Origin of the sequence: Micromonospora vulcania (assembly GCF_042658605.1) — a bacterium.
GTDB lineage: Bacteria > Actinomycetota > Actinomycetes > Mycobacteriales > Micromonosporaceae > Micromonospora > Micromonospora vulcania.
In genome coordinates this window covers 99,873-111,472 of the sequence record NZ_JBHSQS010000003.1, presented here as the reverse complement: position 1 = coordinate 111,472, position 11,600 = coordinate 99,873, and the positions used below count along the sequence as shown (strand labels likewise).

Annotated in this window: 12 protein-coding genes; 3 read left to right on the top strand and 9 right to left on the bottom strand. The window is 70.8% G+C overall.

Translation table 11 applies throughout. The features are described 5' to 3' along the window. The first annotated feature begins 101 nt into the window (after positions 1-101). A complete protein-coding gene (locus ACFQGL_RS05505; protein ID WP_377506326.1) occupies positions 102-2,024 on the top strand; it encodes an anthranilate synthase family protein in 1,923 nt (640 codons plus the stop codon). A gap of 116 nt (positions 2,025-2,140) precedes the next feature. On the opposite strand, the gene wrbA is transcribed toward ACFQGL_RS05505, so the two are convergent. The 5 genes from wrbA to ACFQGL_RS05480 all read right to left on the bottom strand — a co-directional run bounded on the left by wrbA (position 2,141) and on the right by ACFQGL_RS05480 (position 5,197). Beyond that, the gene (gene wrbA / locus ACFQGL_RS05500) at positions 2,141-2,758 is read right to left on the bottom strand and encodes an NAD(P)H:quinone oxidoreductase (protein WP_377506323.1); all 618 of its coding nucleotides are present in this window, start codon (positions 2,756-2,758) and stop codon (positions 2,141-2,143) included. A gap of 288 nt (positions 2,759-3,046) precedes the next feature. Further along, complete coding sequence (locus ACFQGL_RS05495; protein WP_377506320.1) at positions 3,047-3,415, bottom strand: DUF3037 domain-containing protein; 369 nt, start codon at positions 3,413-3,415, stop codon at positions 3,047-3,049. Beyond that, positions 3,412-4,170: a HipA family kinase gene (locus ACFQGL_RS05490; RefSeq protein ID WP_377506317.1), complete on the bottom strand. Its 759-nt coding sequence runs from the start codon at positions 4,168-4,170 to the stop codon at positions 3,412-3,414. The genes ACFQGL_RS05495 and ACFQGL_RS05490 overlap by 4 nt, the downstream gene beginning before the upstream one ends. 43 nt (positions 4,171-4,213) lie before the next feature. Next, on the bottom strand, positions 4,214-4,597 hold the full coding sequence (locus ACFQGL_RS05485; protein ID WP_377506314.1) for a hypothetical protein: 384 nt from the start codon (positions 4,595-4,597) through the stop codon (positions 4,214-4,216). Between the two features lie 144 nt (positions 4,598-4,741). Continuing rightward, positions 4,742-5,197: a hypothetical protein gene (locus tag ACFQGL_RS05480; RefSeq protein ID WP_377506311.1), complete on the bottom strand. Its 456-nt coding sequence runs from the start codon at positions 5,195-5,197 to the stop codon at positions 4,742-4,744. 279 nt (positions 5,198-5,476) lie between these two features. Between ACFQGL_RS05480 and ACFQGL_RS05475 the strand changes: the two genes are divergently transcribed. After that, positions 5,477-6,586, top strand: coding sequence for a winged helix DNA-binding domain-containing protein (locus tag ACFQGL_RS05475; protein WP_377506308.1), 1,110 nt, complete (start codon positions 5,477-5,479; stop codon positions 6,584-6,586). Between the two features lie 66 nt (positions 6,587-6,652). On the opposite strand, the gene ACFQGL_RS05470 is transcribed toward ACFQGL_RS05475, so the two are convergent. Genes ACFQGL_RS05470 through ACFQGL_RS05455 form a run of 4 tightly spaced genes read right to left on the bottom strand, consistent with a single transcriptional unit; the run spans position 6,653 to position 10,973 of the window. After that, positions 6,653-7,861, bottom strand: a complete 1,209-nt coding sequence (locus ACFQGL_RS05470) for an ABC transporter ATP-binding protein (protein WP_377506305.1) — start codon at positions 7,859-7,861, stop codon at positions 6,653-6,655. Between the two features lie 10 nt (positions 7,862-7,871). Continuing rightward, a complete protein-coding gene (locus ACFQGL_RS05465; protein ID WP_377506302.1) occupies positions 7,872-8,714 on the bottom strand; it encodes a carbohydrate ABC transporter permease in 843 nt (280 codons plus the stop codon). A gap of 1 nt (position 8,715) precedes the next feature. Next, complete coding sequence (locus ACFQGL_RS05460; RefSeq protein WP_465263517.1) at positions 8,716-9,690, bottom strand: carbohydrate ABC transporter permease; 975 nt, start codon at positions 9,688-9,690, stop codon at positions 8,716-8,718. After that, positions 9,687-10,973 carry an ABC transporter substrate-binding protein gene (locus tag ACFQGL_RS05455; RefSeq protein WP_377506299.1) on the bottom strand — a complete coding sequence of 429 codons (1,287 nt, stop codon included), beginning with the start codon at positions 10,971-10,973 and terminating at the stop codon, positions 9,687-9,689. The genes ACFQGL_RS05460 and ACFQGL_RS05455 overlap by 4 nt, the downstream gene beginning before the upstream one ends. Before the next feature lie 170 nt (positions 10,974-11,143). On the opposite strand from ACFQGL_RS05455, the gene ACFQGL_RS05450 reads away from it, so the two are divergent. Continuing rightward, on the top strand, positions 11,144-11,500 hold the full coding sequence (locus tag ACFQGL_RS05450; protein WP_377506296.1) for a VOC family protein: 357 nt from the start codon (positions 11,144-11,146) through the stop codon (positions 11,498-11,500). The last annotated feature ends 100 nt before the right edge of the window (positions 11,501-11,600 follow it).

Sequence of the window (11,600 nt, the reverse complement as noted above, 5' to 3'; positions counted from 1 at the left end):
CGCGTAGCTCCACCCACGCGGCCGCCATCGAGGCGGCCGCCGGATCTCCCGGCCCGGATGGCCGCCCCCCGCTGGCGGCACCGGACCCGACGGAGATCCCGATGACCCACCTGACCGACCTGCTCGACGCCGTCGCCCGCGGCGTCGACCCCGGCCCCTTCGCGTTGCTGCGCCGCGAGGGCTCCGCCGAGCTGGAGCTGTTCACCGGCCCGGTCGACACCGTCGAGCGGCTGGCGGACATTCCGCTGCCGCCCGGCGCACCCGGAGCCCGGACGCTGGCCCTGGTGCCCTACCGGCAGATCACCGAGCGCGGCTTCGCCTGCCGCGACGACGGGGCGCCGCTGGAGTGCCTCCAGGTCCGCGAGCACCGACGGATCGACCTGGCCGACGCCCTGGCCGCGCTGCCCGACCAGCCGGTCCGCGCCGTCGACGCCGCGTTCGACGTCACCGACGAGGAGTACGCGCGGACCGTGCAGCGGGTGCTGGCCGAGGAGATCGGCCGTGGCGAGGGCGCCAACTTCGTCATCCACCGCACCCTGCACGCCACCGTGCAGGGCCCACCACTGGTGGCCGCGTTGGCCGCGCTGCGCCGGCTGCTGGTCGCCGAGCGCGGCGCGTACTGGACGTTCGTCCTGCACACCGGCACGCGGACCCTGGTCGGCGCGAGCCCGGAGCGGCACGTCAGCGTCGATGACGGGCTGGTGCTGATGAACCCGATCAGCGGCACCTTCCGGTCCACCGGTGGCGTGGCGGACCGCGCCGCGCTGCTGCGCTTCCTCGCCGATCCCAAGGAGATCGAGGAGCTCTACATGGTGCTCGACGAGGAGCTGAAGATGATGGCCACCGTCGCGGAGCACGGCGGCCAGGTGATCGGCCCGTACCTCAAGGAGATGTCGCACCTGGCGCACACCGAGTACCTGCTCGCCGGGCGGGGCACCCGCGACGTACGGGAGGTGCTGCGCGAGACGATGTTCGCCCCCACCGTGACCGGCAGCCCGATGGAGAACGCGTGCCGGGTCATCGCCCGGCACGAGAGCGTCGGCCGGGGCTACTACGCGGGCGTGCTGGCCCTGCTCGGTCACGACCCGGCCGGCCGGCAGACGCTGGACGCGCCGATCCTGATCCGTACCGCGGAGATATCCCCCACCGGCCGGCTGCGGGTGCCGGTGGGCGCCACCCTGGTCCGGCACTCGACCGCGGCCGGCGAGGTGGCCGAGACGCACGCCAAGGCCGCCGGGGTGCTGGCCGCGCTCGGCCTCGGCCCGGCGGCGCCCGCCGGTGGGCGCGGGCCGGTCGCGCGGCTGGCCGACGACCCGGCGGTACGCGACGCGCTGGCCGCCCGCAACGCGCCACTGGCCCGGTTCTGGCTGGACCAACGGGCGCCGGACGCGCCGGGGCTGCCCGGCCTGGTCGGCCGCCGGGTGCTGATCGTGGACGCCGAGGACACCTTCACCGGCATGCTGGCCCACCAGCTCGGCGCGTTGGGTCTCGCGGTCACGTTGCGCCCGTGGCACGTCGGCGGCCCGGTCGACCCGTACGACCTGGTGGTGGCCGGGCCGGGGCCGGGCGACCCGGGCAGCCCGGACGATCCGAAGATGGGGGCCCTGCGCGAGCTGCTGACCGGGCTGCTGGCGACCGGCCGGCCGACCCTCGCGGTCTGCCTCGGTCATCAGGTGTTGGCCGGGTTGCTGGGGCTGCCGCTGCACCGCCGGGACGCGCCGTACCAGGGGTTGCAACGGGAGGTTTCGCTGTTCGGCCGGGCCCGCCGGGTGGGGTTCTACTCGACGTTCACCGCCCGCGCCGACGCGGACCGGGTCACCACCGCGTACGGGCCGGTGGAGGTGGCCCGGGACGTGACCGACGGGGCCGTGCACGCCCTGCGTGGCCACGGCTTCGCCGGGGTGCAGTTCCACCCGGAGTCGGTGCTCAGCCCGGACGGGCTCGCCGTGCTGACCGAGTTGCTGGGCGGCCTGCTGCCGTCACCGCACCCGGACGAGTTGTCCACGGCCGGCGATCGGGCCTAGCCGCCCCCGGCCCGCGATCGGCATAGCCGCTCCCGCCCGGGGGTACGGCTGGGTCGACCGGTGGCGTGGACGGGCCGAGAGCCCCCGTCCGCGCCACCGGCCGCCCGCGTCGGCCGTCAGCCGCCCAGGCCCTTCTTCAGGGCGGTGCCGATCTGCAGCGCCCGGCGGGCGGTGAGCGCGCAGGCCTCCAGCGCCACGGCGTCCGGGGCGATCTCGCCGTTGTTGCTGGTGTGCGAGGCACCGTACGGGTTGCCGGCGATGAACTGGCTGGTGTCGGTGTAGCCGGGGGTGACCACGACCCCGCCCCAGTGGTAGAAGACCGAGAAGAGCGAGGTCAGGGTGGTCTCCTGGCCGCCGTGCGCGGTCCCCGTCGAGGTGAAGGCGGAGTAGACCTTGTTGACCAGCGCGCCCTGGGCCCAGAGCGGGCCGGTGGTGTCGATGAACTGCTTCAGCTGCGCGGCGATGATGCCGTACCGGGTCGGTGCTCCGAAGATCGCCACGTCGGCCCAGGCCAGGTCGTCGATCATCGCCTCGGGCACATCCTGGGTCTCCAGGCGATGCGCCTCCCAGCCGGAGTTGGACTTGATCGCCTCGTCCGGCGCCAGCTCGCGTACCTTGCGCAGACGCACGTCGCCGCCGGCATCCCCGGCGGCCTCGCACACGGCCTGCGCCATCTGGTACGTGGTGCCGGTGGCGCTGTAATAGATCACCGCTACCTTGGTCTGGGCAGCCATCATTGTTCCCCTCTCGACTGGGTCAGCTTCGGCGGCTACCCGTTGATCGCCCCGGCAAACGCCAGCCGACGACGGGCCACCCGCCCGCCGGTTCGGCGCAGGCCTCAATTTTTCCGCAAGTTAACGAGCGTTCCGGCACCGTGGCCGTCGTCAACCGGGATCCTGTTACCACCGGTGCCGGCGGGATTCGGCCGCCGCCCCGCACCGGGCGCCTGAACGGGGGATCGCGCTCCGCCCGCAACGAGGCTGGCGTAGCGCGATCAGGGGACCGTTCCCCGGTCGGCCCGCTCAGCGGACCAGGGCCGCCATCAGCCGTTCCAGCTCCGCCGCCGGGTCGGCGGTGAGCCCGGTGTGCACCGGCCCGGTCTGGATCATCGTGCTGCGCGGCGCGGCCAGCCAGTGGAACCGCTCGCCGAGGCGCATGCGGGTCGCCGGACCGTCGCCGGCACAGGTCCGGTCCCAGGAACCGAGCACGGCCGCCACCTCCGGCAGGTCGACATCGGGGGCCAGCGCGCGGACCCGGTCGGCGTCCAGGTGCGTCCGGGCGGCCAGGAAGTCGCGCTGCTGGCAGTAGAGCAGCACGCCGACGTTGATCTGTTCGCCGCGCTCGATGCGGGGCACCAGCCGGATGAGCGCGTACTCGAAGGGATGCCTCACGCCGCGCTCCCCTGCGGCAGCCAGTCGGCCGTGCGGGCCACCCGGGCCAGGAGGTGTTCCAGGTACGCGGCCCGCGCGGCGTCGGCCGAGTCGAAGTCGGCGGCGGTCAGCCACTCCGCGGGCACCAGGGCCAGCACCTCGGTGAGCAGGTCCGGGGTGACCCTGGGCGCCAGCTCCGCGTCGGCCTCGGCCAGCTGGGTGGCGTACGGGGCCAGCACGTGGTCCTCCGCGCGGTAGGCCCGGTGCACGGCGTTGGCCGCGCGCGGCCAGTTGTGGTGGAAGTAGAGCGAGGCGCCATGGTCGATCAGCCACAGCTCCCGGTGCCAGACCAGCAGGTTCGGGTTGCGCCAGCTCCGGTCGACGTTCTCCACGTACGCGTCGAACCAGAGCACCCGCGAGGCCAGCATCGGATCGACGGGATGCGCGACCGGGTCGTAGCCCAGCGCCCCGGGCAGGAAGTCCATCCCCAGGTTGGCGCCGCCGCTGTTGCGCAGCAGCTCCTGCACCTCCTGGTCGGGCTCGGCCCGCCCGATCACCGGGTCGATGTCGAGCACCACCAACGACGGCACCCGCAGCTCCAGCCGACGGGCCAGCTCACCGCAGATCACCTCGGCGACCAGCGCCTTGGGCCCCTGGCCGGCACCCCGGAACTTCGCCACGTACGTGCCGAGGTCGTCGGCCTCCACCACGCCCGGCAGCGAGCCACCCTCGCGCAGCGGGGTGACGTAGCGGATCGCGGTGATCTGGCGGAGCACGTCGCCCACCCTACTGTGACGTCCGGCGGCGCTCGCCGAGATGTCAGTCGAGCTTGTCGCGCAGGTCGTCCACCTGCTGCTGGAGGCGGTCCACCGCGCCGTCGTTGTTGATGAAGGTGGTGATGCCCGCGGCGAGGCCCAGGCCGAGCAGCACCGCCAGGATGCTCAGCACCAGGCCGCCGATCGCCACACCCCGGCCGGTCACCCCTGGTCGGCTGGCCATCTTGAGCCCGAAGATGCCGAGGATGATGCCGATGATGCCGAGCACCAGCCCGGCCCAGGCGAGGATGGCGGTCAACACGCAGAGCAGTCCGGCCACCCCGAAGACCAGGGCGAAGGTGGCGGCAGCACTGGTCTTGGCACCGGTGGCGGACCGGTGACTCCGGGACCCGGCGGGAGCCCGGGCTGGTTCGCTTGCGGCAGTCATGACACTCCCTTCCGTACGCGCGGCGCGCGTCCGTCCGGGTGGCCGCCTTCCCACTGCGCGGGCAGTTATGCCGGTCCGACCGGCACAGGAGTCAGGGCGGTGCACCGGGTGCACCGCCCTGATCCTTGTCCGGAAGTCAGAAGGTCAGGAGGTGAAGGGGTACCGCAGCTCGAGCAGAGTGGCATCGCCGCGCTCCTGCCCGACGCCGACCGGCTGCCACTCCTTCGGCTTCACTTCCTCGACCTCGACCACGGCCGGGTCGTCCGCGACCTCGACCTTCGCCGCGATCGTGCGGGTGTCGTCACTGCGAACGAAGTAGACCTTGGGAATTTCCATGGTGAGCAGCCCTGAGCTGCCCTTGGCCCGGAAACAGAAGTTGATGCCACCCGGCAACGTGAGGTCGTTGCTCTGCACCAGGATCAGATCGTCCGGCGGGCGGTTGGGATTTGACCCACAGTCGACCAGGGTGATGTGCCCATCACCCTTGATCAGCTTGATGCCCTTCTGGGCCAGCACCTGCGCGGCGCCCGGGTAGGAGTAGTCCTCCTCGATGGAGGGTGGTGCGTCCTCCGCCGACGAAGGAAGCTGACCGATCACCACTGCCGTCGTGCTGGCGAGTAGAACCGCCGCGCCACTGACGACAGCCGCTTTCCAAGAGGTAATTCGCACTGATCGTTCACCCCGTTACAAGTCACCTCAGGGCCCTCAGTCACCACGACTGCGCGTGGATCGAGACGGCGGCGCCACCGCGGCACCAGTTGGCGACAGCGGAGATCGTGCCACATCTACGTCTCGCCGTGGGGGCGGCGCGTTGCCGGCCGTCGATCGTCGGTGCACTGCCCTACCCTGGCGCAACACACTGACGGAGGAAGGCACCCGATGACCGGGGACATCACCTCGACCGAGGCGCTGGCGCTGCGGATGACCAGTCTGTTGCTGCGCCCGCACCCGACCGTCCGACCCGACAGCGTCGCCGAAGTGGTCGAGTGGTTCGGCGCGATGCAGGCGCAGGACCTGGCCAGCGGGTTGTGGTCGCTGGGCGCGCGGCTGCCCGGGCGGACCCTGGTCGACGTGCAGGCGGCGCTGGAACGGCGGGAGGCTCTGCGTACCTGGCCGATGCGCGGCACCGTGCACCTCGTCCCGCCCGCCGACGCACGCTGGATGCTGGAGCTGACCGGCGTACGCTCGCTGGCCGGCGCGGCGACCCGCCGGGCGCAGCTCGGGCTCACCGACGCCGACGCGGACCGGGCGCTGGACGTGCTCGGCACCGCGCTGACCGGCGGCGGCCGGCTCACCCGGGCGCAATGTCTGGCCACGCTGCGTGCGGCCGACCTGGACACCGACGACCAGCGCGGCTACCACCTGCTCTGGTACGCGAGTGTGCGCGGGGTGACCTGCCTGGCGCCGAACGTCGGCACCGAGCAGACCTTCGCGCTGCTCGACGAGTGGGCACCCGCGGCGAACCGGCTGGACCGCGAGGAGTCGTTGGCCCTGCTCGCGCACCGCTACGTCCGCGGGCACGGGCCGGTCACCGACCGCGAGTTCGCCGGCTGGACCGGTCTCACCCTGACCGACGCGCGTCGCGGGCTGGCCGCCGCCGGTGACGCGTTGCGCGTCGTACGGGTCGAGGGCGAGCCGATGTACGTCGACGCGACGCTGGCCGACACGCCACCGGCACCGGTCGACGACGTGCTGACGCTGCCCGGCTTCGACGAGTACCTGCTCGGCTACCGCAATCGCACGCTGATGCTCGACGCCGCACACCAACAGGCCGTGGTCCCTGGGAACAACGGCATCTTCCAGGCCACCGTGGTGCGCGCCGGTCGGGTGGTCGGCGTGTGGAGACGCCGTCTCGGCAAGACGGCGGTCACCGTGACGATCCAGCCGCTCGCGCCACTGACCGGCACCGAGCGGGCAAGGGTGGAGCAGGCGCTGGCGCGGTACGCCGACTTCCTCGGGCTGCCGCTCCGCGTCGAATGGCCGGACTGAAGATCGTCGAGCGGGGAGACGGCGGGGCCGGCGGGTCACCCCGCCGGCCCCGGATGGTGGACGCCGTCAGTCCGCGAGCGCGCCGGCCGCCCGACCCTCGTGCAGGGTGAGGTTGCGGCCGTTCCCCGGGTCGAACAGGTGAATCTTCTCCAGGTTGAACCACACGCGGCGGGACTGCCCCTCGACCGCCGGGGACTCGGCCGACAGCCGGGTGACCAGGTTGTCGCCGGCACCCGCGAAGTCGGCCGATCCGGCGTCGGCCGCCAACTCCTCCAGCTCGGCGGCGCTGGCCCGCTCCCCCTCCACGGTGAGGTAGACGTACTTGTCCGAACCCATCGACTCGACGATCTCCACGGGCGCCTCGAACTCCAGGCCCCGACGGCGGGTGTCGTCGTCGATCAGTTCGGCGTCCTCGAAGTGCTCGGGTCGGACGCCGAGGATCAGCTCGCGGGGCGCGTCGGCCGCCTCCAGCTCACGGCGGATCCGGTCGCCGAGCGGCACCTCGCCCAGCGCGGTCCGCAGACCGCCGTCCTGCACGGCTGCGTGCAGGAAGTTCATCGACGGCGAGCCGATGAAGCCGGCCACGAAGAGGTTGCGAGGGTGGTCGTAGAGCTCCTGCGGCGGGCCGACCTGCTGCACCGCACCGCCGCGCATGATCACCACCCGGTCGCCGAGGGTCATCGCCTCGGTCTGGTCGTGGGTGACGTAGACGGTGGTGGTGCCGAGCTTCTTCTGCAACCGGGACACCACGGTGCGCATCTGGACCCGCAGCTTGGCGTCGAGGTTGGACAGCGGCTCGTCCATGAGGAACGCCTTCGGCTGGCGGACGATCGCCCGCCCCATCGCCACCCGCTGGCGCTGGCCGCCGGAGAGGTTGGCGGGCTTACGGTCCAGCAGCGGCGTCAGCTCCAGCACCTTGGCCGCCTCGTCGACCTTCTGGTTGATGGTCTCCTTGTCCAGCTTCGCCAGCCGCAGCGGGAACGCCATGTTCTCCCGCACGCTCATGTTCGGATAGAGGGCGTACGACTGGAACACCATGGCGATGTCCCGGTCCCGCGGGGCCTTGTCGTTGACCCGCTGCCCGGCGATGCGCAGTTCGCCGGAGCTGATGTCCTCCAGACCCGCGATCATGTTGAGGGTGGTGGACTTCCCGCATCCGGACGGCCCGACCAGGATGACGAACTCGCCATCGGCGATCTCCAGGTCGACGTCCTGCACCGCGACGGTCCCGTCCGGGAAGCTCTTGCTCACCTTGTCGAGCACGATGTCAGCCACGACTACTCACCTATCCCTTGACTGCGCCGGAGGTCAGGCCGGACACGATGCGGCGCTGGAAGAAGAGGACGAACAGGATGATCGGAACGGTGATCACGACGGCGGCGGCGCAGATCGCCCCGGTGGGGTCCTCGAACTGCGACGCGCCGGTGAAGAACGACAACGCGGCCGGCACCGTGCGGGACCGCTCGGTGGAGGTCAGCGAGATGGCGAACAGGAAGTCGTTCCAGCAGAAGATGAAGACCAGGATCGCCGTGGTGAACAGCCCGGGCGCGGCCAGTGGGGCGATCACCCGGCGGAACGCCTGGGCCTGGGTGGCGCCGTCCATCTTCGCGGCCTTCTCCAGGTCCCACGGGATCTGCTTGAAGAACGCCGACAACGTGTAGATCGCCAGCGGCAGCGCGAAGGTGATGTACGGCAGGATCAGCCCGAGCCAGGTGTCGAAGATGGCGAGCTTGCGCTCGATCTCGAACAACGGTGACACCAGCGACACCTGCGGGAACATCGCGATCAGCAGGGAGACGCCGACGAGCACACCCTTGCCGGGGAAGTCCAGCCGGCTGATCGCGTACGCCGCCATCGCGCCGAGCACCACCGCGACCAGCGTGGCGATCAACGCGATGCCGATGGAGTTGACCAGCGCCCGGACGAACTGGTCGGTGTCGAAGATCGTCCGGTAGTTGTCCAGTGTCCACTCGCGGGGGATGAAGTTCCCGTCGGTGAGCGTGGCCGGCGTCTTGAACGACAGCGACACGATCCACAGGACCGGGACCAGCGCGAAGACGACCACGAGGACGTCCAGCAGGCCCCAGCGCAGCCGGGCTCGGGTGGTGGTTTCGGTACCGGCAGCCATCTCAACGCCTCTCGGAATCGTCACTGCCCGGGGCAGCGGTGCCGAACAGCTTCACGAAGACGAAGGCGATGATCGCCACGGTGATGAAGATCAGCACCGACATCGTCGAGCCGATGCCGAGGTTCAGGCCCCGGATCAGGTTGTTGTAGGCGAGCATCGACACCGACGAGGTCTCGTTGCCGCCCGAGGTCAACACGAAGATGTTGTCGAAGACCCGGAACGCGTCCAGGGTGCGGAACAGCAGGGCGACCAGGATCGCCGGCTTCATCACCGGCAGCATCACCTTGGTGAACCGCTGCCAGGCGGTGGCCCCGTCGGTCGAGGCGGCCTTGAGCAGGTCCTCCGGCACCAGGGCCAGGCCAGCCATCAGCAGCAACGCCATGAACGGGGTGGTCTTCCAAATCTCCGCGAGCATGATGATCGCCAGCGAGCTGGCCCGCTCGGTGAGCGGCGCTCCGTCACTGAACAGGTTGGCCAGGTAGCCGGTGCCCGGCGTCCAGGCGTACCGCCAGGAGAACGCGGCGACCACGGTGACGATCCCGTACGGGATCAGCGCCGAGGTCCGCACGAGGCCCCGCCCGACCAGCGTGCGATGCATGATCAACGCCAGTCCCATGCCGAGCACCAGTTCGACGGCCACGGTGACCACCGTGATCAGCATGGTCACCCCGAACGCGGTCCACCAGAACTCGTTGGTCAACACGGTGACGTAGTTCTCCAGCCCGACGAACTCGCGCTGGTCGGGAAAGCGCAGGTCAAAGCGTTGTAGCGACAGCCAGACCGAGTAGATGATCGGATACGCGGTCACCACGACCATGACCAGCGCGGCGGGTGCGCAGAGCAGCCACCCGAAAATCATCTCCGCCTGCTTGTTCTGGCTGCGTGGCGGCTTACGACGACCGACGCGCTGGGCGGGCACGGTGGCCTGCCGGCCGCCGGTCTCTTCGACGCTCGCGGTGGCGGCGGGCCGGGTCACGGCAGGACCCCCTTCGACTGGAGTGCGTCGGCGATGGCCTTACGCAACTCGTCCGCGGTCTGCTGCGGACGGATCGCCGACGGTGGCGACAGGATCGCCGACATCACGGTGGAGATGCTCTGGTAGGCCGGGGTCAACGGGCGGGTCGCCGGATCCTTCAGCTCCTCGAGGATGGTGTCCTTCATCGGGTACGCCTCGACCATCTCCGGGTCGTCGTAGACCTGCTCGATGGTGGGCGGGACGCCGTCGTTGATCGCGGAGAACTTCTGGTGCTCGGCGTCGCGGATGCACCGGGCAACCTCGAACGCCAGGTCCGGGTGCTTGGAGTACGCGCTGACCGCCATGTTCACCCCGCCGATGGTGACCTTGCTGGGGGTGTTCTCGTCGACGCCCGGGATCCGCGCCCAGCCGACCTGCTTGGCCAGCTCCGGGTTCGCCTCCTGCAGGGCCGGATAGACGAACGGCCAGTTCACCTGGAACGCGCCCGCGCCGGACTGGAACTCCAACCGGACCGGGTCCTCGGTGGCGTTGGTGAACGACGGCGAGGTAACGCCCGACGTGGCGAAACGCTGCAACTGCTCCAGCGCCCGGACCGTACCGGCATCCATCACGGACTGCGTGCCGTCGTCGTTGAGGATCTTTCCACCGGCGCTCTCGGCCAGGGTGTTGTAGAGGACGACCAGCCCCTCGTACTGGGCGCCCATGGTGAGCACCTGGTACGGCTTGCCCTGGTCCCGGAGCTGCTGGGCCGCCGAGATCATCTGGTCCCAGGTCTTCGGCGGCTGCGGCACCAGGTCCTTGCGGTACCAGAGCAGTTGGACGTTGGTGTTCTTCGGCGCCGCGTACAGCTTGTCCTGGTAGCGGGCGGTGTCGAGCGGGCCGGCGAGGGTGCCCTGCTCGACCTCGGCCTTGTCCTGGCCGGTCCACTCACGGATCCAGTCGGCGCTGGCGAACTCCTGGGTCCAGGTGACGTCCAGACCGAGCACGTCCATCCCGCTGTCCTCGGCGGCCAGCCGGCGCACCATCTGCACCCGCTGGTCGTCAGCCTGTCGGGGCAGCACCTGGTAGGCGATCTCGTACCGCCCCTGGGCCTGCGCGTTGCAGTCGTCGACCACCTTCTGCAGGTTCTGCTCGGGCGGGTAGTACAGGTTGATCGTCGGCGGGCCACCATCGTCACCGGAACCGCAGGCGGCCATGGGCGCCACCAGCGTCAGCGCGGCGGGCGCCGCCACCGCGCGCACCGATGGTCGCCGTCGACGTCGGGTCTCGTCAGGGTCGTTCATCACCCTTCCCCTCTTGTCGGCCAGCAGCCGGGGGAGGCACCGTGCCCCGGCGCACGGCGAGACGGTCGGGGCGCTGGGCCAACGGCGCGGCAACCCCGTACGTTTCGTGGCTGTCACACTGCCCGAGCTGGGAAGTCGCGAAACCTGCACGAAACCTGGACGATCACTCCGTGCTCGCCCGATTCAAGGACCTCTGTCTGGACGCCGCCGACCCACACGCCCTGGGTGCCTTCTGGGCCCGGATGCTCGACGCCGAGGTGGTCGACCTCGGCGACGGCGACACCCGGATCGACCCGCGTTCCACCGGCTCGGGCACCGAGTCGATCTGGGTGAACCGGGTGCCCGAGCCGCGTACCGGCAAGACCCGCGTACACCTGGATCTGCGGTTGGCCGGCGCGGAGCCGGCGGCGCTGCTCGCGGCCGGCGCACGACTGGTCCGCGAACCGGCCGGCGAGATCCGTTGGTGGGTGCTGGCCGACCCGGAGGGCAACGAGTTCTGCGCCTTCGCGCCACGTCCGATCGGGTGAGCGAACGACTACCCAGCGCGGACGCCATCGACTAGCGTTTCCCTAGCTCCGCAGCCAGCGCGTTCGCCGTCGCCGTCGACACGCCTCCGGCCGACTCCAG